Genomic DNA, 25,615 nt, shown 5'->3' with positions numbered 1-25,615 from the left:
CGACAGTGAAATAAAATCCTACCTATGGACTCAGAAATCCGTTGGTCTGACGCAGCGCTTCGCCGAGCGCGATCGCTGCCGTAACGGCGATATTGAGTGAGCGAAGTCCTGGGCGCATCGGGATCGTGATCCGCGCGTTGGCCTTCGCGTGGACCGATTCAGGACATCCCGCGCTCTCGCGCCCGAGCATCAAAGTGTCATTTGGTTCAAAGGCAAAACCGACGTGAGGCGTCTCGGCGTGTGCGGTCAGTAGGATAAGCCGGCCTCGCCCGACTCCCGGCGATGCCTGCCGGTCCATGAACTCCGCAAAACTCGCATGCCGAGTAAGGTCGACATGATCAAGGTAGTCGAGCGCCGCACGTTTCAAGGCGCGGTCGCTCATGTCGAAACCCGTCGGCCCGATGACGTCGACAGGAATGCCAAGGCAGGCGCACAGACGCAGAATCGTCCCGGTATTTTGCGCGATATCAGGTTGGTAGAGCGCTAAGCGCATATTGAAAAAAGCTCTCGAAAAGTGTGAATAGAGGTGCCTAGCTTCAACGATTTTCCGCGATGCGCCAAATTGCCTCTTTCACTGTTGCTCGGCCGAGCTTGAGGGCGAAGCCAAACGCTGTCAGAACGAGCGCCAAGGGATGAAGAAGACTGGGGTTTGACGCAGACGGTGAGAAGCGGGGGACGAAAGTTCCGCCCCCAGCCCGTGCGTCTTGCCTCCAGTGGTTCCTAACGCTTCAAACTGGAGGCACCCGTGACCACTGACGCAGTAGAACCAAACCGCCGCGATTTTCTGGTGGTTGCGGGTAATGCGTTTGCCGCTGTCGGCGCCGCTTCTTTGCTCTGGCCGTTCATCCAGCAGATGAATCCGGACGCAAGTACCATGGCACTGTCGTCTGTCGACGTTGACCTGTCGCCCGTCAAAGAGGGGCAGGCCATCACCGTGTTGTGGCGTGGCAAGCCTATCTTCATCCGGAACCGGACGAAAACCGAAGTCGAATCGGCCGTGGACGTCGACGTGAAGACGCTCCCCGATACCCTCGCCCGCAACGACGCTCTTCCTGTCGACGATCCGGCAACCGACGCGAACCGCACAATCAAGGGCCACGAGAACTGGATCATCCTCGTCGGCATCTGCACCCACCTTGGCTGCATCCCGAAAGGCCAGGCGATGGGCGATGAGCGCGGCGAATACGGCGGTTGGTTCTGTCCCTGCCACGGCTCCCAGTACGATACATCGGGCCGTATCCGAAAAGGTCCCGCGCCGCGCAACCTGGAGGTGCCGCCTTATGCGTTCACCTCGGACACGAAAATCAAGATCGGCTAGGGAGCAGAACGATGAGTGGTCACACTTCGACCTATGAGCCGACTTCCCGTTGGGGCAAATGGTTCGATGAGCGCTTGCCAATAGCGCGCATGATGCACGCGCAGTTCGTCGACTTTCCGACGCCGCGCAATCTCAACTATCTCTGGACGTTTGGCGGCATTCTGACGTTCTGCCTCGTCGCGCAGATCGTCACCGGCGTCGTGCTGGCGATGCACTATCAGCCGAGTGCTGCCGGTGCCTTCGATTCGATCGAGCACATCCGTCGTGATGTGAACTACGGCTGGATGATGCGGAGCTTCCACGCCGTCGGCGCGTCGATGTTCTTCTTCGCGGTCTATATCCACATCTTCCGCGGCTTCTATTATGGCTCTTACAAAGCGCCGCGCGAAGTTCTCTGGATTCTCGGCGTCATCATCATGCTGTTGATGATGGCGACGGCCTTCATGGGCTACACGCTGCCTTGGGGCCAAATGAGCTTCTGGGGCGTGACCGTCATCACGAACCTCTTCTCCGCGCTCGATACGATCATCAACGGTCTTGGGACCGCGATCGTCGAGTGGCTGTGGGGCGGCTTTTCGGTGTCGGGCGTAACGCTCAACCGTTTCTTCTCGCTGCACTATCTGCTGCCGTTCGTGCTGGCTGGCGTCGTCGGCTTGCACCTTTGGGCGCTGCACGTGGCGGGTCAGAACAACCCGACAGGACTCGACCTGAAGCAGCCGAGCGACTCGGTTCCGATGCACCCTTACGCGACGTCGAAGGATGCGGTCGGCCTCTTCGCCTTCTTGATCCTTTTCGCCTGGTTCGTGTTCTTCGTGCCGGACTACCTCGGCCACGCCGATAACTATATCGAGGCGAACCCGCTGGTCACGCCGCCACACATTGTGCCGGAGTGGTACTTCCTGCCGTTCTACGCAATTCTGCGGGCCTTCACGAACTCGTTCCTCGGCATCCCGCTCGGCCAGTATGCCAAGCTCTGCGGCGTCGTTGCAATGTTCTCTGCCGTGCTGATCATTGCGTTCGCTCCGTGGCTCGATACCTCGCGCGTGCGTTCGGCGAAGTATCGGCCGATCTTCAAGTGGTTCTTCTGGTTCTTCCTCTTCACGTGCGTCGCCCTCGGCTATCTTGGCTCGAAGCCGGCCGAAGGTGTCTACGTGACGTGGGCCCAGATCTTCACCGTCTGCTATTTCCTGTTCTTCCTTGTTGTCATGCCGATCGTCGGCTTGATCGAGACGCCAAGGAAGTTGCCACGGTCGATTACCGACGCCGTGCTCGGCGGCAGTGCGACGCTGCCCAAGGGCGCTACCGCCGCCCCTGAGACGCGCTGAGAGGAGAGGGACAGATGAACAAACGTTTCTCTCAAGCTCTGGCCGGTATCGTTGCGGCCCTCGTCGTGGTTCCAGCCGCCGCGCTTGGCGAAGAATCCGGACATCAGGAGATTGCGCGTCAGGCCTGGGCATTTTCAGGCTTTACGGGACAGTTCGACCGGGCTCAGCTGCAGCGCGGATTTCAGGTCTACAAGGAAGTCTGCTCGAACTGCCATGGTCTGAAGCGGGTCGCATTCCGCAACCTCGTTCAGCCGGGCGGTCCGGAATTTCCAGAAGCGTCTGTAAAGGCTCTGGCTGCCGAATGGCCGAATAAGATTACCGACGGCCCCAATGACGAAGGCAAGATGTTCGAGCGTCCGGCGCTGCTGTCGGACCCGATCCTCGGACCGTACAAGAACGATCAGGAAGCCCGCGCTGCCCAGAACGGAGCCTTGCCTCCCGATCTTTCGCTGATCACGCGTGCTCGCGGTATCGAGCGTAATCCGCCCTGGTACATCCATCCGTTCCTGATGCTCGGCGACATATTCAAGAGCTATCAGGAAGGCGGCGCGGACTACCTGTACGCGCTTCTGACGGGTTTCAGCGATCCGCCCGCAAGCTTTCATCTGGTAGACGGCAAGTTCTACAACAAGGCCTTCGCCGGTCATCAGATCAGCATGCCGCCGCCGCTGTCGGAAGGCGCCGTGACCTATCAGGACGGAACGCCGTCGACCGTCGACAACTATGCACGCGACGTCACGGCCTTTCTGTCATGGACGGCAGACCCGAGCTTCGATCAGCGCAAGCGCATCGGCTGGCAGGTCATCCTCTACCTGGTCGTGACAACGATCCTGCTGTACGTCGGCAAAAAACGCATCTGGTCGGCGATCAAGCACTAGGATCGCCCAAGCCGGCGATACGAGATTCCGAAAAGGCCTCGCTTGCGGGGCCTTTTTTCTTTTAAGTGGCGCCCGGCATATCGGGTCAGGAGCAGGGACAATGGTGCAATCGGTTCTCGGCATCGTCGGCGGCAGCGGCTTCTACAACCTGCCGGGACTGGCTCACGCGGAGTGGCGGCATATTGAAAGCCCGTGGGGAACGCCATCAGACGCCATTCTGTTCGCCGATATCGACGGCCTGCCGATCCGCTTTCTGCCGCGCCACGGCCGTGGCCATAAACTGTCGCCGAGCGACATCGATTACCGCGCCAACGTCGACGCCCTGAAGCGCGCCGGCGTCACCGATCTCGTTTCGGTCTCGGCGTGCGGCTCACTCAAGAAGAAATATAAGCCTGGCGATTTCGTGCTACCGGACCAGTTCATCGACCGGACGTTCGCCCGCAAGACGTCGTTCTTCGGAAAGGGCTGCGTCGCGCACGTCGCGATGGGCGACCCGACGAGCCCTCTGTTGCATAAGGCGCTTGAGAACGCCGCCAAGTCCGAAAAGATTAAGATGCATCGTGGCGGAACCTATCTCGCGATGGAAGGACCGCAGTTCTCGACGCGCGCCGAGAGCAATCTCTATCGTTCGTGGGATTGCGACGTGATCGGCATGACGAACATGCCGGAAGCCAAGCTCGCCCGCGAAGCCGAGCTTTGCTACGCGAGCGTCGCGATGGTGACCGATTACGACTGCTGGCACGACGATCACGCTCATGTCGACGTCGCCGCGATCATCAAGGTGATGCAGGAGAATACAGGAAAGGCGCAGCGTCTGGTCGCACGTCTCGCACGCGATTTCCCGCGTGAGCATCCGGCCTGTCCGATCGGCTCCGACAAAGCGCTCGAAGTGGCGATCATCACGCCGCCGGAGGCGCGCGATCCCGAGCTGCTGAAGAAGCTCGACGCCGTCGCTGGCCGCGTCCTCGGCTAGTGTTTAGTTCGAGAAGCCGATCAAGATTTTCATCTTGATGAGCTGCGGGAACACCATTTCAAGGCCCGTGCCCATGAACCATAGAATGATCCCAAGAAGCAGCATCGCCGGAATAGCCGCGATAACCGCCTTCAGAAAGAACGTGACGAGGCGTGGGAACGGAACGTCGAAAGCGCGCACCGTGGCCGCAATAGGCGCGTTGCCGATGCACGGCTCATCTTCGGCCGAGCGATAGATCTGCGGCTGTGCCCTGGAGTAATCGTCGATACCTGTCGAAAGACTGGGAGCTGCCGCACGTTCCCGCGCGGCACGCTCTCGCGCCTCGCGAGCACGGGCTTCCTTTTCGCGCCTGAGTGTCCGGGGAAGGTCGTCGGTGTCGTCCGAGAACGAGCCAAAGTCCGGGCCGGCCATCGCAGGCGAGCCTTGTGCTACCATCTCATTGTCCCTCAGCAAACATCATTCAGCCACGCGACCGAACAATCGGCTGTACGGGCCTACGCTGCTTCTACCTAGACGCCAGCGATATTGCTATTTTGCGCCGTCAATTGGGCGGGAGTGCAGCACGTGCAAGACTTCGAAAACCTCATCCGGACCATCCCCGATTATCCTAAACCTGGAATTATGTTCCGGGACATCACCACGCTCCTCGCCGATCCCAAGGGATTGAAGAAGGCGATCAAGCATATGGCGAAGCCTTTCGAGGACGAAAAAGTCGAGGCCGTCGCGGGCATCGAGGCGCGCGGATTTATTCTCGGAGGTGCGATAGCTGACCGCCTCGAATGCGGTTTCATCCCGATCCGCAAGAAGGGCAAGCTGCCGTGGAAGACCATCGGGCAGGAGTACACGCTCGAATACGGGGTCGACGTGATCGAGGTGCACGAGGATGCGATCGCGAAAGGCACGCGCGTGCTCATCGTCGATGATTTGATCGCGACGGGCGGCACGGCGGAAGCGGCTGCGAAGCTCGTGCAACGGTCCGGCGGGACAATTGTCGGCGCAACGTTCATCGTCGACCTGCCGGACCTCGGCGGCATGCAGCGGTTGTCGGATCTTGGCGTCGTAAGCCACGCGCTGGTATCGTTCGGAGGACATTAGTCGCGGCCGTGAACCTGGTGGGCGAGCAACTGAAGCACGCGTTGGCTTGCATCGCCGCCTGGCGTGCCGAGCCCGACGCACCTTATCATTGCCCCATATGCGGCAGGTTGGGTCTTTCCATTTGTGATCGCTCCGCGCGTCCCTACGCGGAATGGTACGTGCTGACCTGCGAAAGCTGCGGTCTCGACGCGACTCTGTGCATCCCGATGTCCGGCGTGCCGGAGACGTGACGATGGCCGCCACCGCACGGGAAATCGTCTTGCTGCCCGGCCTCGATGGCACCGGAGACTTGTTCGATCGCTTGGCCGCCGGTCTCGCCGAGGAATTCACGGTAAAAGTCGTGCGCTATCCGAACGATCCGAGCCTGGGATATGCCGGATACGCCGAGCTCGTGCGCAACGTGATCGGACGGCGCGAGGTTTTCCTTCTCGGCGAGTCGTTTTCCGGCCCGGTTGCGGTTCGCGTTGCAGCCCAGCTTGGATCACAGATCAAGGGCCTGGTACTTGCTGCAACATTCTTGAAGAACCCGTGGCCCAGTTGGCTTATTCGCTGGGCATCGCACGCAGAACCCGACGCGACACCAAAGAAGATCAGGGATGCGATATTAATGGGTTCCTACGGGGACGATGAACTGAGAAACAAGGTCGATCAGATTGTCCGTAGCCTGTCGCGCCCCGTCCGCACGGCGCGCCTTAGGGCTATCGCTGAGGTCGACGTGAGAGATGACTTCGCCAAGCTCAGTTGCCCCATCCTGGTGCTCCATGGACGCAAGGATTGGCTTGTTTCGATGACAGCGATGCAGAAAGCCGTCTGCAACAAGGGTGGAGCGCGGATCGTCGCTTTCTCTGCCGCGCACATGCTGCTGCAGACATGTGCGGACGAGGCTGCGAAGGAAATCCGCGCGTTTGCGAAATCGAAGACGTTGTGGGAGGCGCAGTATGAAGATTGACGGCGTCGCATCGCGCACCATCTGGCTGCAGCCCGACGGGTGGTCGGTCGGCATCCTCGACCAGACGATGCTGCCGCATACCATCGTCCGCCATACGCTAAGGACGATCGAAGATGCGGCGCACGCAATCAAGTCGATGCAGGTGCGCGGCGCACCGCTGATCGGCGTCACGGCAGCCTACGGTGTGGCACTTGCAATGCGTTCTGATCCATCCGATGCCGCTCTCAAACAAGCTCTAGGGTTTCTTGCCGAGCAGCGTCCGACCGCGGTCAATCTGCGCTGGGCCCTGAACGATCTGGAGATCACTCTTGCTCCACTCGCTCCGAAGGCGCGCGCTGCGGCCGCTTATGCCCGCGCCGGCGAGATTGCGGAGGACGATGTCGAGACGTGCCGGAGCATCGGCGCCCACGGACTGCGCCTGATCCGGGAGCTCGCGAGGGACAAATCCGGCGAACCCGTCAACATCCTCACCCACTGCAATGCCGGCTGGCTCGCGTGCGTCGATTGGGGGACCGCGACCTCTCCGATCTACCAGGCGCACGATTCCGGAATTCTCGTGCATGTCTGGGTCGATGAAACGCGGCCGCGCTGCCAGGGCTCGGCTTTGACCGCGTTCGAGCTGGCGCAGCACGGCGTCCCCTATACGCTGATCGCGGACAACGCCGGCGGGCATTTCATGCAGCGGGATTGCGTCGATATGGTCATCGTCGGCACCGACCGCGTTACGGCTTGCGGTGACGTCGCAAACAAGATCGGCACATATCTGAAAGCACTTGCAGCCTATGATAACGGCGTGCCGTTTTATGTCGCTTTGCCCTATTCGACGATCGACTGGAGCATCGAAAGAGGCACCGACATACCGATCGAGGAACGCGGAGCCGACGAAGTTCTGCGCGTACAGGGCCGTCTCCCCGACGGCGCGGTCGCCTCCGTTGCGATATCGGCCGACGGAACGCCCGTGCGCAATCCGGCGTTCGATGTCACGCCCGCGAAGCTCGTGACGGGTTTCATTACCGAGCGTGGCATTTGCGAGGCATCCCGCGATGGGCTGTTGTCGCTTTATCCCGAAAGGAAAAGCGCCGCCGCATGAGCAAAGCCAGACGCCCCAGCGAAAAAAGTCTCAGAAAAGCGGTGCTCGACACAGCACTCGCGATGAGCCGTTCAGGCCTTTCGCCGGGACGCTCCGGAAACGTCTCGTGCCGCTTCGAGGACGGCATGCTGATTACTCCGTCCGGCAAGCGCTACGACGAGACGGATGTTGAGGATATCGTATTTGTTTCGAGCGATGGCAGCGTACACGACCGCCGACAAACGCCTTCGACCGAATGGCACTTTCATCTGGCAGCCTATAGAGCGCGGCCGGATCGTTTCGCTGTCGTGCATACCCATTCGATGCATGCAACGGTTCTTGCCTGCGCGCACCGGGCTATTCCGGCTTTTCATTACATGGTCGGTGTTGCGGGCGGAATAGATATCCCGTGCGTTCCCTATGCGACCTTCGGCACCGAGGAACTGGCGCGTCACGTCGCGACCGGCTTGAAAGAGCGCGATGCTTGCCTGATGGCGAACCACGGTCAGATCGCGCTTGGTGCAACGCTCGATCAAGCGCTCGAGCTTGCAGCGGAGGTCGAAGTGCTGGCCGAGCAATATTACAAGGTTCTGACGCTCGGACCCGCGAATGTCCTGAATGACGATGAAATGGCCATGCTGCTCGACAAATTCAAAACATACGGACGCAACGCAGCCACGGATTAACTTTCCGGCGCCTCTTCTATTGATGTGAACCTTGTGCGGTTGCCCATCCTGGATGGCTGAGAAGCCGGGCGCCAGTCACAAGCGCATTCGATGCCGCGAAACTTATGATCTCTCCGCGCGTTGCTTCGGCAGCACAACAAAATCATTCAGGAGGCTCCGGATGCCACGAGGCGATAAATCCAGTTATTCCGACAAGCAGAAGCGAAAAGCCGAGCACATTGAGGAAGGCTACGAAAAACGCGGCGTAAAGAAGAGCGAAGCTGAACGTCGGGCTTGGGCGACCGTCAACAAGGAGAGCGGCGGCGGCAAAAAGAGCGGTTCAGGTCGAGGAAAGAAGGGTACGCACGTGTCATCGAAGCGCGGCGGTCGGATCGGCGGCAGGGCAGCGGCATCTCGCCCGGCAGCAGCGCGCAGCGCCTCAGCCCGTAAAGCCGCCGCAACACGCAGGCGGCGCGCTGTGCGATAGTTCTGCTCTCGCCGATTATTCGGCCGATCTGAAGTACGGCTCGACCTTGCCTTTAAGCTTCAACGTCATTGGCCGGCCGGCGCGATCCTTGGCGTTGCCGGCGGCGACACGAATCCAGCCTTCGCTGACGCAGTATTCTTCGACGTTGGTCTTCTCGACGTCATTGAAGCGGATGCCGATATCGCGCTTCAGCAGTTCTTCATTGAAGAACGGGCTTTTGGGGTCGTTGGACAGGCGATCGGGCAGCGTGTCGGTCATCGTCGGGCGTCCTAGTTGGCGAACCTGAAGTGCATGACGTCGCCATCCTGAACGACGTAGTCCTTGCCTTCGAGCCGCATTTTCCCGGCCTCCTTGGCACCGGTTTCCCCGTTGCCGGACACGTAGTCGTTGTAGGCAATGGTTTCGGCGCGGATGAAGCCCTTTTCGAAATCCGTATGAATGACGCCCGCAGCCTGCGGAGCTTTCGTTCCGCGCGTAATGGTCCAGGCTCGCGCCTCCTTTGGACCGACCGTGAAATAGGTCACAAGATCGAGAAGGGAATACCCGGCGCGGATCAGGCGATTGAGGCCCGGCTCCTCAAGGCCCATCTCGGCAAGAAAGGCATCGCGGTCATCCGGTGCGAGACCTGCGAATTCGCTCTCGATCTTGGCCGAAATGACGACCACCGCGGCGCCTTCCGCCTTCGCACGTTCTTCGACCTTCTTGGAATAAGCGTTGCCTTCGGCCGCAGCGCTTTCTTCGACATTGCAGACATAGACGACAGGCTTCGACGTCAAAAGCTGGAGCGCTCGGAAGGCCGGCATTTCTTCCGGCGTCATCGCGGCGAGGCGTGCGGGCTTTCCTTCGCGCAAAAGATTGAGCGGCTTCTCCATGATGGCGAATTGCGCCTTCGCTTCCTTGTCGCCGGACTTGGCCTTCTTCTCGATCTGCGAGATCCGTTTTTCGAGACTTTCGAGATCGGAGAGCATCAACTCCGTTTCGACGACATCGGCGTCGGCCAGCGGATCAATGCGGTTTTCGACGTGCGTGATGTCCTCGTCGACGAAGCAGCGCAGCACGTATGCAACCGCGTCGACTTCGCGGATGTGGGAGAGAAACTTGTTGCCGAGCCCTTCGCCCTTCGATGCCCCGCGCACGAGGCCTGCGATATCGACGAACGTCAATCGCGTCGGAATGATCTCTTTGCTGCCCGCGATCTTTGTCAGCGTTTCGAGGCGGGCATCTGGAACCGCGACCTCACCGACGTTCGGCTCGATCGTGCAGAACGGATAGTTGGCTGCCTCCGCAGCAGCCGTCTGCGTCAGCGCATTGAAGAGGGTCGACTTGCCGACATTCGGCAGGCCGACGATACCGCATTTGAAGCCCATTGGTCGGGGAAATCCGATTTTGTTGATGGCCGTGGGTTAAGCGAGACGCGCCGCGTTGTGAAGCGAAATCGGCCGCGTCTGCGGCCCTTTGGCTCACTTCGTAAACTTCGAGAACGCGAACGTCGAATAGCGGTCCGGACTGGGCAGGTTGATGGTGTCCGACATCGCGTCGGCGAGCGCTTCCGAGATGTGGGTGCCGTCGTCCGCTTTACGCACCGCGATGACAATGAACGGCCGCTGCCAGCTCGTGTCGGCGTCTTCGCACTCGATGCAGGGCTCGACGTAGCGCCCGAGATTCAGCGTCCACATCGGGATGTCGTCGCCGAGCGCCTCCTGCACCCACTGCGCAATTCGAACCGCCCTGAGCCCTCCGCGCTGCTCCTCGCGCTCGATGGCGCCTTCTTGGCTGGCGAGGCCAACCGAGATCAGCCCACGCGCCGACCCCAAGCCTTGCCGAAGCTGCGGCGCCAGGACTTCCGCCTGAATGTCAGCTGGCGAGAGGCGGCGATCATATTTCTCAAGTTCGGTCGTCGAGCCGCGCACCCACCCGTAATCCTTTGTCAGCACGACGACATCGAACAGGGCGCGCCGCCCCGCCTTGTCGGCGCCTTCGATCGGAAAGACGAGCGTACGTTCGTTCCAGCGCTTTGCGATGATCCGCTTTACGCCGCTTTTGTCTTTGCTGTTTGAAAGATACGCGTCCCACGCCGCGGTGCCGAAGACGCCAAGCGTAAACAGCATCGCGAGCGCGCCGACCACCACATTGAAGCTGCCGCCGAAAAGAGACGCCAGCCAGCCTGGACGAGCCTCCGCTTGGTAATCGGTCATCGGCAAACCCCAACGCTCGAACTACGCCCCCGGCGAAACGCGTCACGCGTCATCGTCGCTGGACTTTCGCGCACCGAGCCATTTTTTCAAGTTCTCGGCAAGCGCCGATTGGCGTTTGGAAGCTCGTTCTCCGGACGGGTGTGACGTAGACGCCGGCTTTTTAGCTGGCCGCGGAGCATCATCCTCGGCGGCGTCTTTGCTCTTGCGCGCGGCCGCCTCCGAACGTGGTTCCGAGTAGAGCGTCTTCGCGATGTCGCTCAGGAATCGCGCGTCGTCGCCTTTCGCAAGAAAAGGTGCTGCATCTGAGACCGCATCGAGGAGATCGGAGAGCCAGCCGCGCTCCGACTTCGCAAAATCGTTGAGCACATAATAGACGACGGCATCCTTCGAGCCCGGGTGGCCAATGCCGAGACGTACGCGCTTGTAGTCGTTGTCGAGGTGGGCGGAGATCGAGCGCAAGCCGTTGTGACCGGCGTTGCCGCCTCCGGCCTTCACCTTGACCTTGCCGGGAGCAAGATCGAGTTCGTCGTGGAAGACGTAAACGTCGGATATGGGGATCTTGAGAAAGCGCTGCGCTTCGCCGACCGAGCGGCCGCTTTCGTTCATGTAGGTTTCGGGCTTCAGCAGCAGAACACGGTTCGAGCCGATCGTGCCTTCGGAAACGAGGCCCTGGAATTTCTTTCGCCAGGGTCCGAAGCCGTGACGTTCCGCGATGCGGTCAAGCGCCAGGAAACCGATGTTGTGGCGGTTGGCGCTGTGCTTCTCACCGGGATTTCCGAGACCGACGAAGAGCTTCATTTTTCATGCGCCTTCCGACGCGTCTCCGGCGAGCCGGCCGGAAGTTGGCCCGGCGGCCAGCCCCCGCGGGGGAGGTCGCCGGGCTCAACTAGAGTGCGTTACTTCTTCGCGGCGGGCTTCGCAGCGGCAGGCACTGCGGCCTTGGCTGCGGGAGCAGCGGCCTTGCCACCGGCAGCAGCGGCAGGCGCAGCGCCTTTCGCGTCTGCAGGCGCAGCTGCTGCAGCGTCCGTCGCCGCTGCCGCCGTCGTCGTCTCTTCTTCACCTTTCAGCGCGCCGGCAATCGTCGCGATCGTGAAGTCGCGGTTTTTGATCACCGGTGTGACACCCTCTGGAAGGTGTACGGCCGAGATGTGAATCGAGCGGCCGATTTCGAGACCTTCGAGGCTGACCTCGAAGAAACGCGGCAGCTTATCGTAGGGTGCCAGGACCTCGACGTCGTGGCGCACGATGTTGAGAACACCGCCGCGCTTGAGGCCGGGAGAGAGAGCTTCGTGAACGAAGTGAACTGGGATCGAGACCCGGATCATGCCGTCCTTGCCGACGCGCTGAAAATCGACGTGCAGCGGCGTGTCGCGGATGGGATCGACCTGCACGTCGCGGGCAAGCACGATGTGCTTCTTGCCCTCGACATCGAGCTCGATTGCGGTCGAGGTAAAGTGACCTCTGAGGACTTGCTTCCACAGCTCGTTGTATTCGAGGTTGATCGTTTCCGGGGTTTCGTGATTGCCGTAAATGACGGCGGGCACATTTCCATCGCGGCGAGCTTGGCGTGCGGCCCCCTTGCCGGCACGCGGGCGCGCCGTAGCCTTGAGCGAGATCAGCTCAGACATGGCATCGTCTCCGAGTGTTACGCTCCCCCGCCCATCGGAAGAGCCAAAAGCCGCGAACCGGCCTCCAAGGGTGCCGTGCGGCGTCTCAGGAATGTCTTCTTGAGATGGCGGGTGTATAACCGGGGTTCGCTGGACGTGCAATGCTTGCTGGCCGAGGACTTGGGGCGGCCTATACTTCCAGCAGACTGGAAAGTTACCCCGAAAATCAGCATATTAGGGCCAGCGCCGTAGAAATGCGGACGATTCGACCCACAAATGGGGGGTCCGGAGATGCCTCAAAGTATGGTTCGAAAGCCTTCCAAACGCCGCAGCGCGGCCGATCAGGACAAAATCATCGTTGAAGCGCTGCGTGACGTCGGCCGTCCCCTGAGCGCCTATGAGCTGATCGAAAAGGTCCGCGTCAAAGGGGTAAGCGCCCCGCCGACCGTCTACAGGGCACTACAACGCTTGATCGACGATGGCCTCGCGCATCGCCTCGAAAGTCTTAACGCCTTCGTTGCTTGCGAGCATCCGCACCATCACGGCAAGGCCGTATTCGCGATCTGCGATGCCTGCGGAACGGTGAAGGAGTTCGACAGCCCCGCGGCCGTAAAAAGCCTCCAGGGCTGGGCAAGCAAAAACGACTTCAAGGTCCGCTCGATGACGATGGAGCTGCGAGGCCGTTGCGCAGCGTGCACGTCGGGCGGCATTGACTGAACACGGCCCGAATAGCCTGCTTCGTCCGGCCAAGCCTTACATATCGAGCACAATCCGATAGCGCGCTTTGCCGTCGAGCAAGTACCGAATCGTATCGTTGATCTTCGCGAGCGGGAAGTGCTCCGTCTGCGGCAGGCAGGATATTGTGGCGCGCAGCGAAGCTCAGCATCCGCGCGACCGTCGAAGCCGCGCCGTTCGGCGAGCCCGATACGCTTCGTTGCCTCATAATGAGGTCGAAGGGATGCGCCGGAAGGGGTTTCGCAATAGCCCTCGCGTAGCGCGACCGGCGGCGCGCACCGCTTCAGTAGAAGAGGCTGGAAACGCTCTCTTCGCGGCTCGTGCGCAGGATCGCTTCGCCAATCAGCGGCGCGATTGAAATGACGCGGATGTTCTTGGCGGCTTTGACGGCTTCTGTCGGAAGGATCGAGTCGGTGATGACGAGCGACTTGAGCCGCGAATTCTGAATCCGGCTGACGGCGCCGCCCGAAAGCACCGCGTGCGAAATGTAGGCGGAAACTTCCGTTGCGCCGTTTTTGAGTAAGGCTTCGGCAGCATTCACCAGCGTTCCGCCGGAATCTACGATGTCGTCGATCAGGATGCAGCGGTTGCCGTCGACATCGCCGATGACGTTCATCACCTCGCTCTCGCCCGGACGTTCGCGACGCTTGTCGCAGATGGCGATGGGAGCACCGATACGCTTGGCGAGGGCCCGAGCCCTGACGACGCCGCCAACGTCCGGCGAGACGACGACGATGTCGTCCGTATTTCCGAAATTCTCCTCGATGTCGCGTGTCATGACGGGCGCCGCGAAGAGATTATCGGTCGGGATGTCGAAGAAGCCCTGGATTTGCCCGGCATGGAGATCGAGCGTCAGGACGCGCTGGGCACCCGCGCGCTCGATGAGATTCGCAACCAGTTTTGCCGAGATCGGTGTCCGGGGGCCCGGTTTCCGATCCTGTCGCGCGTACCCGAAATAGGGAATGACGGCTGTGATGCGCCGCGCCGACGAGCGCTTCAGCGCGTCGATCAGGATCAACAGCTCCATCATGTTATCGTTGGCGGGAAATGACGTCGATTGAATCACGAACACGTCCTGACCACGGACGTTCTCCTGAATCTCGACGAAGATTTCCATGTCTGCGAAGCGCTTCACCTGACCTTTGGTCATCGGCAGCTTCAAGTGTGCGCAGATCGCGTCGGCAAGGGGCCGGTTGCTGTTGCCCGCGACGATCTTCACGTCCAGCTTTCCTCGGCCATCTGTGATCCGGGCGTCATCACCTTTAACGTCAAAAGGCATGTCCACTCCAGAACCGTTGTTACGGGGCGGCTTGTAGCAATTGGGCCCGGACGATTCAACCGTCCGAGCCCTGATTTACGACGAGATGTTGTCACGCCAGCCGCTTGCTTAATTTATGCTTTTTTCCGGCAGCAGCTTGATGATGCCTTGGGCTGCAGCGGCAGCAGCAGCGTCTGCGGTCTTGCCCCATGCACCGTCGAGCGATCCCTGCGGCACTTCGTTCTTCTGTGAGACCGTTCCGAGCTTCTTGCCGGACGGATCGAGAACGTTCCAGTCGATCTGGATCGGCTGTTTGCCGTCTTTGGTCGTTCCGATCGCGACCTTGCCCTCGACCTTATAGGAGCGGGCGTCAGGCGTGCTGGCCAAGCTTAAGCCATGCTTCGAAAGCTCGCGCTGGATCGCCATCGTCAACGAGCTGCCCCCGTCGCCCGGTGCGCCCGTCACGGCCGGAACGACAGCGGTGATTGGGCCCGAGGTCGCAATGCTTCCCGTGGTCGGCGAAGGCTGTTGCGCCGATGCCGTCTGGTAGGCTGTTTTGTTGGCCTCTGGCGTCGCATGCGGCGGTGTGCTCGCAGCAGGCGCATTTGCCGCGACGACAGCGCCAGCACCGGGAAGCCAGCTTGCGACCTGCTTCGCGGTCTTGTCGGCGATCGACTGTATGACGGAGGCTGTTACAGCCGCCCAGGGATCCTTTCCGGCACCCGCGACGACTTCCTCGCCCGTAATGCGGTGGACGCGCTTGCCCGTCTGGTCCGTCACGTCCCAGATGTAGGAGATCTTCGCCTTTGTCTTCTCGCGCGCCGCGACGATGTAGCCGCGCAGCACATATTCGCTCGCCGCATCGGTGGATGCCGCAACGGTCAAGCCGTTGCGTCCGATTGCGGAGGCAAGCTCCGTCTGTAGATCGCGAGCGACGTTCTCTGGCGAGCCGATGACCGGTGCGATCTGGATCTTCGCCATTTTCGCCGAGACGGGCGTCGCCGTCCCGGGTTGTGTCAGCGAAGCCTGCGGCGCCGGGTCACCGCCGATGAGGCTTGGCGTCGATGAGCAGCCGCCGAGCCCAAGGGCAAAAAGTGAGGCGCAGAATGTCGATCCGATGGTCGTAAGAAGTTTTCGGCGCACACGCGTCCGAGCAGAGCATAAGGTCGTCACGTGACGTCCCCCCTTGGTCCAACCGCAACTTCCCGGCGGCCGGCATGACTATACCCCGCGGCCTGAACTCCCCCAGATACTACCGGAACTGACCTTAACCCTCTAAATCAGCTCGGCTCTGCCCGTCCAGACATCAGCCCAGCGAAAGTGTGTTCAGCCCGCCAAACGCGGGCATCAAGTGTGACTCCGCTGTGGATTGTGCGATTAGGCCACGACGATGGCGGAGATTTGACGGCCGTAATCAGGCTCTTTCAGCCTCGTTTTGCGTCTATAGCTGAAGAAAAGCGATTCGTTCTCGCACGTGCAGGTGGCAAGGCTCGTAGCGTGTTCAATCCGAGCGGCGTGAAGGCGCCGCAAGACGAAACCGGAAAGATCGAAGTGGGGGCGCTCCGTCTCGCTGCGCCGCGAAAAGAAGTCTCGGTTCGCAGGATCGGGTTCTAGGAATTCGGCTTCGAATTCCGGGCCGACCTCATAAGCCTCCTGCCCGATGCAGGGCCCTACGGCGGCACGGATGCGGTCGCGCCGGGCACCGAGGCGCTCCATTTCCGCGATCGCGCTTTCAACGATGCCATTGAGCGCACCGCGCCAGCCGGCGTGCGCTGCTGCGACCACTCGCGCGTTCGCGTCCGCAAGCAGGATCGGCGCGCAGTCGGCCGTCAAGACACCGACGACGAGTCCCGGCGTTGCGGAGACGACAGCATCGGCGTGCGGAAGCGCGTCGAGCGAAGGAAGGCTCGTCACTTCGCGCGCCGTCGTGCTGTGCTCTTGGTAGAGCGTGGCGACAGCGCCGCCGGTTCCCCCGAGATGGTCCGCAATCCGGCGGCGATTTTCGAGCACGTTCTCGGCATCGTCATTCGATCCGAGGCCGCAGTTGAGGCTTGCGTAGAGGCCCCGCGAAACCCCGCCCTGACGCGTGAAAAATCCGTGCCGGATGCCGGAAAGTGCTTTCAGGTTTTCGGCAACGAGAGGCGAAAGCATTGACTGAGGCTGCTCCTTCAAGGGTCGCCCCTATGGGCTGTTGGCCGTCGCCGCTGCGCGAAAGCCTGGGAGCGGCGGCAAATCCGGAGACCGAGCCGCCAGGACCTTGAAGCGCGATCCCATGCCGTTTGGCGCCAGCAGGCGCGCGACGCCGGCTTCGATTTCTCCCGCCCGCTGCGGATTGGCCGACATCAACCGCGAGGCGCGTTCGACGATACCGACGGCGCCGAGAAACTCGGCCTGCGTCACCGGACCATCGAGCGCTAGCCCGGCGCGATGCAGCGTCGAGGCGAGATCGTAGAAATTGACGTGCACGGTGAGATCGGCTTCGCCGGGAGAGGCGAGAGGCGATTCATACTTGTGCTCGCGCACGGCCTGCAGCGTATCGCCAGCGGCGGCGACGGTATGTCCGTAATCGATCAGCAGCAGCACGACGGGACCGCGCTGCATCAAGCTCTGCAGCGCGTCTGCCAGCCGGTCGAGCCGTTGCGTTTCGATGACGGCTCCGAGCGGGGCATCGGGCAGCAGAGCTTCGAATGCCTCGTGCGGGCAATCGCCTTCGATCGTACCGAATGCGAGTTCCCCCGCGTGATCGAGTGCCACGCCCCTGATCCGCCAGCCGTCGGCCGTCTTGATCCATTGTGCGACCGGCCAGGAATCGAGAAATTCGTTCGCCACGATGATTGCCGGCGGAGAAAACTCGTCGAGCTTGCCACCCCACGTGATTCGGTTGCGGAAGTCGGCAAGGGTTGCGGCCTGGACTTGCGACAGTGTTTGGCTCGCCTCGATGAGATAAGGGCGTACTGCCTCGGCAAATCCCGGTACGACGCGTGCCGCTCTGAGTGCATCGCGCATCATCGTCCCGCGGCCGGGTCCATATTCGGCGAACGTGATCGAACTCGGCGCCCCGAGGACGTTCCGCCACACAACCCCCGTCCAGACGCCGATCAGCTCGCCGAAAACCTGACTGATGTCCGCGGCCGTGATGAAGTCCCCCGACGCGCCAAAGACCCGCTGCCTGCGGTAGTAGCCGAAGGGCTCGTCCCAGAGGCACCGCGCCATGTACGCTTGGACCGTCATCGGACCATCGCGATGAATGCTTTCTTTGATCAGCCGCGCCAACGGCGTATCGCGGTGCGTGATCGGATCGTCGCTCAAGCGGAAACCTTTCCGGGTGCCTCCGATCGCCGCGCCGACCAGACCATGTAAAGCCCGAGCAACAGCATCGGCAGACAGTAGACCTGACCTGCCGTAAACGGACCGATATTCAGAATATGATCGGGCTCCGGCTCGCGGAAGATTTCGCACGTCGCGCGCGCAATCGCGTACCAAATGAGCCAGATGCCGGTGACGAGGCCGGGCCGTTTCAGAGCCAGCATCCGATGCGTCGCGAAGCGGATGATGAACCACATCACCAGCCCTTCGAGCACCGCTTCGTAGAGCTGGCTGGGATGGCGCGGCTCCGGTCCGCCGTTCGGGAAGACCATCCCAATTGCTGCAGTCGTGGTGCGACCCCAGTGTTCCGAGTTGATGAAGTTTGCAATGCGGCCGAAGAAGATGCCGACCGGGGCAGCCGCGCAGCAAAGGTCCATGACGGAGCGTGCCGAAACCTTGAACTGGCGTGCGAATAGCAGAATGAGAAGTCCGGCCGCGATCAGCGCCCCGTGGAAGCTCATGCCGCCTTTCCAGACTTTGACGATCTCGGCGGGGTTCGAGAAGTAAAAATCCGGATCGTAGAGAAGCACTTGCCCGAGACGTCCGCCGATGATGACCGCGCCGGTCATGTACAGCAGAAGATCGTCGACGCGTTCGAGCGTCATGGGTGGCTTGTCGCCGAGCCAGAGCTTCGGGGTCGAGATCAGGCGGCGGATATACAGCCACCCGAGCACAAGGCCGGCGAGATACGCAAGGCCGTACCACTTGATCGAGATTGGGCCGTATTCGATCGCGACCGGATTGATGTCGGGATACGTCAGAAGGGCGAGTGGTGTCATCGATGCTCCACGAGTATGAGGTGCCGGCCCTTCGCGAATTGGCCCGCCGAGGTTGTTTGGGAAGGCACGGTTAATGTCAAGCAGGGCCGAATCCTGCCGCCGCCTTGAATATCCGCACTCTTGCGGTTCATGCTCGCAATGGCCATAGTCGGTGCGAGCCTTAAGCCTTGGGACCTATGATGACCCAGACCACGAATAAATTGTTCGACGACTTTGCCAAGCTGATGACGGAAGCCGCGGGCGCGGCGGAGGGCGTCAGACGGGAGACGGAGACGCTTATTCGGGCTCAGGCCGAGAAGTTCCTGCGCGATATGAATGTCGTGACGCGCGAGGACTTTGAGGCCGTACGCGAGATGGCGCAGAAGGCGCGCCAGGAGAACGAGGCGCTCGGCGCCCGCATCACGGCGCTCGAAGCTGCACTCGGGAAATCGAAGACGGTCTGACGCACGTCCCGAGACGAACCAGCTCTCTGCGACATCCACAGCTTAGACGGCGTTTTCTACAGTTCGCTGCGTCGTACGCATTGCAGACGCGTGTACGCCTGCGCTCCGCCACTTTCACCGTGGACAAGGTTCTCATGCCAAAGGCGTCAGCTTGCGACTCGTCGAGGCGTCTGGTTTTGTCCGCCCAGCGAAAAACGGCGAATTTACTGATCTGACGCGGCCGCTTGCTTCGCAGAACTCATTTGCCTCGCGGCAGACTGGAGATCGATACACATGGCAGTTGCGGAACAGAAAACTGACCGCGTCCTGAATCCGATCGATCTCATCGAGCAGCTTGCGACTGGCCACGACTGGCCACATGAGCGTGCCAGCGACGAAGAAATGACCCTTATCGTCGCCGGAACCTGGGCCGACTATCACATCTCGATCAACTGGCGCGACGACCTCGAGGCTTTGCATCTGGCATGCGCCTTCGACTTCCGCGTACCGGAAAATCGCCTGACGGAAATGTACCGGCTCGTGGCCCAGATCAACGAGCAACTCTGGCTCGGCCACTTCGATCTCTGGACGCAGGAAGGGCTCGTGATGTTCCGTCACGCGCTGCTGCTGAACGGAGCGGTCGCGACCGTCGCCCAGTGCGAAGCCATGCTGAAAGCCGCCCTGGAAGGCTGCGAGCGCTATTACCAGGCCTTCCAGTTCGTCGTATGGGCGGGTAAGGAGAGCCGTGAGGCCCTGGTTTCGACGATGTTCGAGACGCAGGGGCAGGCTTAATCCGGGCGGTCCCGCCCTAAGGTATCTTCGAGTTATGTCCTTCACACTGGATGGGCCGGTCGTGCTCGCCGGCGCCGGCAAGATGGGCGCCGCTTTGCTCGCAGGCTGGATCGCACGCGGGCTTCAACCCCGCGACGTCATCGTTCAAGACCCCAATCTCGCTGGCGACGCGGCCGCGCTTCAGCGCGAACATGGCTTTAGCGCTGTGCCCGTGCTTGAAACGTTATCATCGCCCCCGTCCGTCATCGTCGTCGCTGTCAAGCCGCAGGCGATGGACGCAGTGTTTCCGGCGCTCGCAAGACACGCAGGCCCGGCGACGGTTGTGATGTCAATTGCGGCGGGCAAGTCGATCGCCAGTTTTGAACGCCACCTTCCGCCGGGAACAGCCGTCGTCCGCGCCATGCCGAATACGCCGGCCGCCATCGGCCGCGGTATATCGGGCGCTGTCGGCAATGCCCATGTCACGGAGAAACAGAAAGATCTCTGCCAGAACCTGCTCAACGCGGTCGGCGATGTGGTCTGGTTGAACGACGAAGCGTTGATCGATGCGGTAACTGCCGTCTCGGGTTCGGGCCCTGCCTATGTCTTCCTGCTGACCGAAGCACTGGCACGCGCCGGGGAAGCGGCCGGTCTCGATGCCGAGACGTCGATGCAACTCGCGCGCGCGACCGTATCGGGCGCCGGCGAGCTTCTGCGCCGGTCAGAAAATGATCCGGCGACGCTCAGGCAGAACGTAACGTCGCCCGGCGGCACGACCGCCGCAGCTCTGTCGGTCCTCATGCGAGAGAAGGGCGGTCTGCAGGATCTGCTGACTGAAGCAGTGATGGCTGCAAAAAAACGAGGCCGCGAGCTTGGAAGTTGACGGGGCTGGGTAGTCCGTCGAATCCGAGGCTCGCGGCCAATATTTTCATCCCGAATGGGCTGGCGACCCACGGCGATCGGGATTTTCGGATCCGGGGACTGCAGGCTTGGAGGACACCTTGCCGAAGTCGGACGGAAGCGCCGGAACCGATATGCTGAGAGTGTAACATCATAACATAACGGTCAAATCACAAGCCTGTGTAGCCAAGCTTCTGTCGGAATAAGATATTGTTTTATATCAGCAATTATTGCGGCAGCGAAATAATCGCCCGTAGCCCGCCCATCGAGCTTTGGCCGAGCGCAATTTCCCCGCCGTGGCTTTTTGCGATGTCGCGAGCGATGGCGAGCCCAAGGCCGCTGTTACCTTCGTCCTGATTGCGCGCGTGATCGAGCCGATAGAACGGGCGGAACACGTTTTCGCGCTCGGACTCAGGAATTCCGGGGCCGTCATCGTCGACTTCGATGCGCACCCACTGGCCTTCCGGTGCGACGCGAATGACGATGTGATCGCCGAACCGCGCGGCATTGGTGACGAGGTTCGTGATCGCGCGCTTTAGCGCCTGCCGCTTCAGCGGCAACACGATGTTGCCCTTGCTCTTGCGCACCTTGAGATCGATCGTCGCCGCATAAATTGATGCGTCATCGACGATCTCCTGAAGGAGTTCCGGCAAATCGGTTGGCTTGGCTTCCTCGCCGCCGTCGCCCTTTGAGAAGGCCAGATAGTCCTCCAGCATATGCTGCATTTCATCCACGTCGGTGGAGAGTGCGCGCGTTTCGGGCGTATCCTCAAGCAGGGCGAGTTCCAGCTTGAAACGCGTCAACACCGTCCTGAGGTCATGACTGACGCCTGCGAGCATGGTCGTGCGTTGCTCGACGTGCTGCTTGATGCGGTCGCGCATTTGCAGAAACGCGACGGCGGCTTGCCGAACTTCGCGTGCGCCGCGGGGTTTGAAGTCCTCTGGGATCGTGCGGCCCTTGCCGAACGCGTCGGCCGCATCAGCGAGACGCAGGATGGGGCGAATCTGGTTCCTGAGGAACAGGATTGCGACGGTCAGCAGAATGACCGACGATCCGACCATCCAGAGCAGGAAGATGTGTGAATTCGAAGCGTAGGTCTGGCTCCGCGTCGCGACGAAACGGAGGATCGCGTCATCGCGTTTGACGCGGATTTCGACGTTCTGGGATTCCCCGACCGTGTCGATCCAGAAGGGCAACTGCACGTGCTTGCGCAATTCGTTTGAAAGCGCCTTGTCGAGCAACCGGAAAAACGGCTTCGGTCCCGGCGGCGGCAGGTCACCCGGCGGCAGGACTTCCATTTTAAGATTCAGACGGTCGCGCGCGAGATCGACGATTTTCTGCGCATTCTCCGATTTCGGCAGGTCGCTATAGACATCGATCAGGGCTGCAATATCGCGCGCTGTCGCCTCCGAGAGGCGGCGCGTCACGGCCTGCCAATGGCGCTCCATGAATGCGAACGCGATAACGCCTTCAAGAACGACGATCGGTGTGATGATGATCAGCAGGGCGCGCGCATAAAGCCCTTTCGGCAGCATTTCGCCAGCGACGCTGGTGAGGCGCGCAACGTGAGGATGCTCGCGAATGCGGCGATAAAGGGATTGGTCCTTGCCGGACTCGGGCGTCGTCTCGTTGATAACCGCCATCGCCGTTTCAGTTTTGCCTATACCTTGGAGATGACGACCTTACTCAAGCATCAATCGGTATAAAGAATATAGCCTTTGCCGCGTACCGTTTGCAGATAGACCGGATTAGAGGGATCGGCCTCGATCTTGCGCCGCAGGCGATTGATTTGCACGTCGATGGCCCGTTCGCTGCCTGTGCTGTCGTCGCTCGAAAGCTCATGCCGAGGGACGGCGACGCCGATGCGTTGCGCAAACAGCCGCAACAGATCGCGCTCGCGCTCGGTGAGCTTGATCGTCTCTTCATCGCGCCTGAGTTCGCCGCGCGTGGTGTTGAACACGCAGCCGCCCATGCGGATTTCGTCGCGCGTCGCGGTCGGAGTCTGTCCCCGTCGCAGGATGTTGCGCAGCCTGAGCAGCAACTCGCGCGGCTCGAAGGGCTTGGACACGTAGTCATCGACGCCGGCTTCGAGGCCGGAGATGCGATCCTCGGCATCGGCAAGGGCCGTCAGCATGCAGATCGGAACGGGGCGCGTCGCCTTGAGGTCGCGGGCCAGCGTCAGACCGCATTCACCCGGCATCATCACGTCGAGCAGCACCAGATCGAAGGCGAGCCCGCGCATGAATGATCGGGCTGCGGCGGCGTCCTGGGCTTCCGTAACGCGAAAACCGTTGCTCTTCAGAAAACGCCCGAGGAGTGCTCGAATCTTCTGGTCGTCGTCGACGACGAGAATGTGGGGGGCGTTATCGGCAAGCGGCTCGGCTCGATCCTGCACAACTGCACCTCTCATTCATGACTCTCGGGGTCTTCCGCGCTTTCCGCGTGCTGGCCCTTGATGAGAACTTCGACTAGCGGACGATCCTTTTCGGTAATCATAGCGAAAAGGAACTTGCGCGCGAGTTGATCCGCACCGGGACCGAGCGTCGCCAGCGCTTCGGCAACGCGTTTGACCTGTATTTGTGTCAGTTTATCGGTCAAGCGCGCGCCTTTGGCCGAGAGATAAAGTCGCCGCTCGCGCCGGTCCTCGCTGCCGGCACGCTGAATAACGAAGCCTTCGTCGATAAGCTGCTTCAGAACGCGCGCCAGAGACTGCTTGGTGATCTTCAGAATATCCAGCAATTCCGCGACCTTCAGGCCGGGATTGCGGTGAATGAAATGCAGGACGCGGTGATGCGCGCGTCCGAAGCCATACTGCTCAAGCATGGTATCGGGATCACGGGTAAAATCACGGTAGGCGAAGTAGAACAATTCCACACAGGAAATGAGATCGGGATCAATTTGCGGTCGCCCGTCGTCGGCTTGTGAGCCGGCCGGGCCCGGTCCTTTCGCGCGCCGGGCTGCGGCGCTTTCGGAAGTTATGTCAGTCATGTTGACTTATTGGTCCCGATCGTATTCTGTTTCAAGACAAATCGCGGGGTAGCAGCAGGTCTTGTGCCCTTGCGAGCGGCAAGCCCAAGGACTAATCGTCTCGAACCGACCGGGCAGCCGCCGCACGCCATGAGGCCGCGCGGCGTACACCGGCGCCGCGATTTCGCCAACGATAATGACCAGCGAAGGACTTAGACGGGCATGGCCGACCTCGTTCCTTATCACGACCGCGATGGGCTGATCTGGATGGACGGGGCTTTGCTCCCCTGGCGCGACGTCAAGGTTCACGTCCTGACCCATGCCCTGCATTATGCCAGCGCCGTCTTCGAGGGCGAACGGTGCTACGAGGGCGAGATCTTTAAGCTGACCGAGCATTCCGAACGCCTCGTTGAGAGCGCCAGGATTCTCGATTTCGAGATTCCTTATTCCGTCGCCCAGATCGATCAGGCATGCCGCGATACCGTCGCAGCCAATAAATTGTCCGACTGCTATGTCCGGCCCCTCGCGTGGCGCGGCAGCGAGCAGATGGGCGTTTCCGCTCGCCAAACCAAGATTCATCTTATGATCGCGGCGTGGAACTGGGGATCGTATTTCCCGATGGAGCAGCGCCTCAAAGGTATCCGCGTCACCCATGCTCAGTATCGCAGACCCGATCCTGCCTGTGCACCTGCCAAAGCCAAGGCTGCGGGCCTCTACATGATCTGCACGATCGAGAAGCATCGCGCCGAGCGTGCGGGCTATTCCGACGCGCTCATGCTCGACTATCGCGGCCGGGTCGCGGAATGCACGGGCGCCAACGTCTTCCTGATCAAGGACGGCGTAATTCATACGCCGGAGCCGGATTGCTTCCTCGACGGCATTACGCGGCGCACTGTCATCGACCTTGCGAAAGCGCGCGGCATTGAGGTGATCAATCGTGCCATCATGCCGGAAGAGCTTGGCAGCTTCAGCGAATGCTTCATTACGGGGACGGCAGCCGAGATAACGCCGGTCTCCGAGATCGGCGAGCATCGCTACAAGCCCGGCAAAATCACCGAAACCTTGCTGAATGATTATACGGAGCTGGTGAAACCGAAGAAGCGCGTAGCAGCGGAGTAACCACGCTCGCTTTTTCGACTTCGCCCGCCTTGCTTCGAAGCCGGTATCGGCAGATGCTTCGAGCGTTCGCACAACCGGGCGTGCTTAGATGTCGAAGGTTCTGATTGCTTCGATGCTCGTTTTTGGCTTTGCCCTCTTTTGCGGCGGGCCCGTTCGCGCGCAGGAAGGTCCGGGCGGCGCAATCAATCCGCATCGTGATTGCCAGACGATTCTCACATGCAACTTCCGCAAAGGAGGGAGTTGGCGCGGATGTGTCTCCTCCTATTCCTGTCGCAAGTGCCGATTTGTCCCTGCGCCATGCTCGATCATCGGAGGCAGGAAACGGCGACTGTGCCAGCAGCTGCAGTGCGACTGGAGCGGTACGTAGTTCCAAAACTGGAAAAGGCGGGACGATGTCGCGCTAATCGCGATACCGAAGGATCAACGGCGCGCAGATCACCGCAAGAAACAGCGCAATGGCAATGCCGGTGATAAGGATGGTTTGCAGCGAAAGCGGACCGCTGATCCACATCGCGACCGCATCAATCAAAACGCACCAGATAATTGCGGGCACAATGGCTGCAATCGCGAGCCCAACCAATTGAGCGCCGCGAACCCGCTGCCGCTTCTCCGGCACGAATCTCGCAACTGCAGTCGTCACGGCGGCGCGCATTCTCGCATGTGCCCCATTTGCAGCCAGAGCCCACTCCCCGAAAAGCCTCATATTCCTAATCAAGCTAGGGAGGCGCAATAAACGG

General features: G+C 60.9%; 30 protein-coding genes. 14 read left to right on the top strand and 16 right to left on the bottom strand.

Annotated features, from left to right (window positions below; genetic code table 11):
* Positions 1-22: 22 nt before the first annotated feature.
* Positions 23-493 (bottom strand): tRNA (cytidine(34)-2'-O)-methyltransferase, encoded by a 471-nt coding sequence (locus tag HYPDE_RS12955; protein WP_015598935.1) that lies wholly within the window; start codon positions 491-493, stop codon positions 23-25.
* Between the two features lie 252 nt (positions 494-745).
* Here HYPDE_RS12955 and petA point away from each other — a divergent pair, with 252 nt between their 5' ends.
* From petA to HYPDE_RS12935, 4 genes are all read left to right on the top strand, one after another.
* Positions 746-1,318 (top strand): ubiquinol-cytochrome c reductase iron-sulfur subunit, encoded by a 573-nt coding sequence (gene petA, locus HYPDE_RS12950; RefSeq protein ID WP_041320479.1) that lies wholly within the window; start codon positions 746-748, stop codon positions 1,316-1,318.
* Positions 1,319-1,329: 11 nt separating this feature from the next.
* Positions 1,330-2,643: a cytochrome b gene (locus HYPDE_RS12945; protein ID WP_015598933.1), complete on the top strand. Its 1,314-nt coding sequence runs from the start codon at positions 1,330-1,332 to the stop codon at positions 2,641-2,643.
* Positions 2,644-2,657: 14 nt separating this feature from the next.
* Positions 2,658-3,521 carry a cytochrome c1 gene (locus tag HYPDE_RS12940; protein WP_015598932.1) on the top strand — a complete coding sequence of 288 codons (864 nt, stop codon included), beginning with the start codon at positions 2,658-2,660 and terminating at the stop codon, positions 3,519-3,521.
* A 100-nt stretch (positions 3,522-3,621) separates the two neighbouring features.
* On the top strand, positions 3,622-4,494 hold the full coding sequence (locus HYPDE_RS12935; protein WP_015598931.1) for an S-methyl-5'-thioadenosine phosphorylase: 873 nt from the start codon (positions 3,622-3,624) through the stop codon (positions 4,492-4,494).
* A gap of 3 nt (positions 4,495-4,497) precedes the next feature.
* Here the strand turns inward: HYPDE_RS12935 and HYPDE_RS12930 are convergent, their stop codons facing one another.
* The gene (locus HYPDE_RS12930) at positions 4,498-4,929 is read right to left on the bottom strand and encodes a hypothetical protein (protein WP_015598930.1); all 432 of its coding nucleotides are present in this window, start codon (positions 4,927-4,929) and stop codon (positions 4,498-4,500) included.
* Between the two features lie 120 nt (positions 4,930-5,049).
* On the opposite strand from HYPDE_RS12930, the gene HYPDE_RS12925 reads away from it, so the two are divergent.
* The 5 genes from HYPDE_RS12925 to HYPDE_RS12905 all read left to right on the top strand — a co-directional run bounded on the left by HYPDE_RS12925 (position 5,050) and on the right by HYPDE_RS12905 (position 8,759).
* Positions 5,050-5,589: an adenine phosphoribosyltransferase gene (locus tag HYPDE_RS12925; protein ID WP_015598929.1), complete on the top strand. Its 540-nt coding sequence runs from the start codon at positions 5,050-5,052 to the stop codon at positions 5,587-5,589.
* Positions 5,590-5,821: 232 nt separating this feature from the next.
* Complete coding sequence (locus HYPDE_RS12920) at positions 5,822-6,538, top strand: alpha/beta fold hydrolase (protein WP_144061269.1); 717 nt, start codon at positions 5,822-5,824, stop codon at positions 6,536-6,538.
* Complete coding sequence (gene mtnA / locus HYPDE_RS12915) at positions 6,528-7,628, top strand: S-methyl-5-thioribose-1-phosphate isomerase (protein ID WP_015598926.1); 1,101 nt, start codon at positions 6,528-6,530, stop codon at positions 7,626-7,628. Before HYPDE_RS12920 ends, mtnA begins: the two co-directional genes overlap by 11 nt.
* A complete protein-coding gene (locus HYPDE_RS12910; protein WP_015598925.1) occupies positions 7,625-8,293 on the top strand; it encodes a class II aldolase/adducin family protein in 669 nt (222 codons plus the stop codon). The genes mtnA and HYPDE_RS12910 overlap by 4 nt, the downstream gene beginning before the upstream one ends.
* Positions 8,294-8,453: 160 nt before the next feature.
* Positions 8,454-8,759 (top strand): hypothetical protein, encoded by a 306-nt coding sequence (locus HYPDE_RS12905; RefSeq protein WP_041321278.1) that lies wholly within the window; start codon positions 8,454-8,456, stop codon positions 8,757-8,759.
* 15 nt (positions 8,760-8,774) lie between these two features.
* On the opposite strand, the gene HYPDE_RS12900 is transcribed toward HYPDE_RS12905, so the two are convergent.
* From HYPDE_RS12900 to HYPDE_RS12880, 5 genes are all read right to left on the bottom strand, one after another.
* A complete protein-coding gene (locus HYPDE_RS12900; protein WP_015598923.1) occupies positions 8,775-9,017 on the bottom strand; it encodes a DUF3297 family protein in 243 nt (80 codons plus the stop codon).
* Between the two features lie 11 nt (positions 9,018-9,028).
* Complete coding sequence (gene ychF / locus HYPDE_RS12895; protein WP_015598922.1) at positions 9,029-10,126, bottom strand: redox-regulated ATPase YchF; 1,098 nt, start codon at positions 10,124-10,126, stop codon at positions 9,029-9,031.
* Between the two features lie 93 nt (positions 10,127-10,219).
* On the bottom strand, positions 10,220-10,954 hold the full coding sequence (locus tag HYPDE_RS12890; protein WP_041320477.1) for a hypothetical protein: 735 nt from the start codon (positions 10,952-10,954) through the stop codon (positions 10,220-10,222).
* A 42-nt stretch (positions 10,955-10,996) separates the two neighbouring features.
* A complete protein-coding gene (gene pth / locus HYPDE_RS12885; protein ID WP_015598920.1) occupies positions 10,997-11,752 on the bottom strand; it encodes an aminoacyl-tRNA hydrolase in 756 nt (251 codons plus the stop codon).
* 98 nt (positions 11,753-11,850) lie between these two features.
* On the bottom strand, positions 11,851-12,582 hold the full coding sequence (locus tag HYPDE_RS12880; protein ID WP_015598919.1) for a 50S ribosomal protein L25/general stress protein Ctc: 732 nt from the start codon (positions 12,580-12,582) through the stop codon (positions 11,851-11,853).
* A 282-nt stretch (positions 12,583-12,864) separates the two neighbouring features.
* On the opposite strand from HYPDE_RS12880, the gene HYPDE_RS12875 reads away from it, so the two are divergent.
* Positions 12,865-13,278 carry a Fur family transcriptional regulator gene (locus HYPDE_RS12875; RefSeq protein WP_015598918.1) on the top strand — a complete coding sequence of 138 codons (414 nt, stop codon included), beginning with the start codon at positions 12,865-12,867 and terminating at the stop codon, positions 13,276-13,278.
* A gap of 301 nt (positions 13,279-13,579) precedes the next feature.
* Here the strand turns inward: HYPDE_RS12875 and HYPDE_RS12870 are convergent, their stop codons facing one another.
* From HYPDE_RS12870 to lgt, 5 genes are all read right to left on the bottom strand, one after another.
* The gene (locus tag HYPDE_RS12870) at positions 13,580-14,575 is read right to left on the bottom strand and encodes a ribose-phosphate pyrophosphokinase (RefSeq protein ID WP_244437645.1); all 996 of its coding nucleotides are present in this window, start codon (positions 14,573-14,575) and stop codon (positions 13,580-13,582) included.
* 108 nt (positions 14,576-14,683) lie between these two features.
* Positions 14,684-15,727, bottom strand: a complete 1,044-nt coding sequence (locus HYPDE_RS12865) for a hypothetical protein (RefSeq protein WP_041320476.1) — start codon at positions 15,725-15,727, stop codon at positions 14,684-14,686.
* Positions 15,728-15,931: 204 nt separating this feature from the next.
* Entirely contained in the window at positions 15,932-16,705 is a 774-nt protein-coding gene (gene pgeF / locus HYPDE_RS12860) for a peptidoglycan editing factor PgeF (protein ID WP_015598915.1), read from the bottom strand.
* A 30-nt stretch (positions 16,706-16,735) separates the two neighbouring features.
* A complete protein-coding gene (locus tag HYPDE_RS12855) occupies positions 16,736-17,863 on the bottom strand; it encodes a class I SAM-dependent methyltransferase (protein ID WP_015598914.1) in 1,128 nt (375 codons plus the stop codon).
* Positions 17,860-18,699, bottom strand: a complete 840-nt coding sequence (gene lgt, locus HYPDE_RS12850) for a prolipoprotein diacylglyceryl transferase (RefSeq protein ID WP_015598913.1) — start codon at positions 18,697-18,699, stop codon at positions 17,860-17,862. Before lgt ends, HYPDE_RS12855 begins: the two co-directional genes overlap by 4 nt.
* 179 nt (positions 18,700-18,878) lie before the next feature.
* Between lgt and HYPDE_RS12845 the strand changes: the two genes are divergently transcribed.
* The 3 genes from HYPDE_RS12845 (at position 18,879) to proC (ending at position 20,775) form a co-directional block, all read left to right on the top strand.
* Positions 18,879-19,142 (top strand): accessory factor UbiK family protein, encoded by a 264-nt coding sequence (locus HYPDE_RS12845; RefSeq protein ID WP_041321274.1) that lies wholly within the window; start codon positions 18,879-18,881, stop codon positions 19,140-19,142.
* Positions 19,143-19,415: 273 nt separating this feature from the next.
* Entirely contained in the window at positions 19,416-19,913 is a 498-nt protein-coding gene (locus HYPDE_RS12840) for a YbjN domain-containing protein (protein ID WP_015598911.1), read from the top strand.
* A 34-nt stretch (positions 19,914-19,947) separates the two neighbouring features.
* On the top strand, positions 19,948-20,775 hold the full coding sequence (gene proC, locus HYPDE_RS12835) for a pyrroline-5-carboxylate reductase (RefSeq protein ID WP_015598910.1): 828 nt from the start codon (positions 19,948-19,950) through the stop codon (positions 20,773-20,775).
* 244 nt (positions 20,776-21,019) lie between these two features.
* Here proC and HYPDE_RS12830 read toward each other — a convergent pair whose 3' ends face one another.
* The 3 genes from HYPDE_RS12830 to HYPDE_RS12820 are packed head-to-tail and all read right to left on the bottom strand — an operon-like array spanning position 21,020 to position 23,780.
* Positions 21,020-22,435, bottom strand: coding sequence for an ATP-binding protein (locus HYPDE_RS12830; protein WP_015598909.1), 1,416 nt, complete (start codon positions 22,433-22,435; stop codon positions 21,020-21,022).
* A 50-nt stretch (positions 22,436-22,485) separates the two neighbouring features.
* Positions 22,486-23,202 carry a response regulator transcription factor gene (locus tag HYPDE_RS12825; protein ID WP_015598908.1) on the bottom strand — a complete coding sequence of 239 codons (717 nt, stop codon included), beginning with the start codon at positions 23,200-23,202 and terminating at the stop codon, positions 22,486-22,488.
* Positions 23,199-23,780, bottom strand: coding sequence for a MarR family winged helix-turn-helix transcriptional regulator (locus tag HYPDE_RS12820; protein ID WP_015598907.1), 582 nt, complete (start codon positions 23,778-23,780; stop codon positions 23,199-23,201). Before HYPDE_RS12820 ends, HYPDE_RS12825 begins: the two co-directional genes overlap by 4 nt.
* Positions 23,781-23,981: 201 nt before the next feature.
* Here HYPDE_RS12820 and HYPDE_RS12815 point away from each other — a divergent pair, with 201 nt between their 5' ends.
* Entirely contained in the window at positions 23,982-24,878 is an 897-nt protein-coding gene (locus HYPDE_RS12815; RefSeq protein ID WP_041320475.1) for a branched-chain amino acid aminotransferase, read from the top strand.
* A 400-nt stretch (positions 24,879-25,278) separates the two neighbouring features.
* On the opposite strand, the gene HYPDE_RS12805 is transcribed toward HYPDE_RS12815, so the two are convergent.
* Complete coding sequence (locus HYPDE_RS12805) at positions 25,279-25,518, bottom strand: hypothetical protein (RefSeq protein WP_244437639.1); 240 nt, start codon at positions 25,516-25,518, stop codon at positions 25,279-25,281.
* Between the last annotated feature and the right edge of the window lie 97 nt (positions 25,519-25,615).

The organism is Hyphomicrobium denitrificans 1NES1 (genome assembly GCF_000230975.2).
GTDB classification, from domain to species: Bacteria; Pseudomonadota; Alphaproteobacteria; order Rhizobiales; family Hyphomicrobiaceae; genus Hyphomicrobium_B; species Hyphomicrobium_B denitrificans_A.
This window is presented reverse-complemented; position numbering and strand designations above follow the sequence as displayed.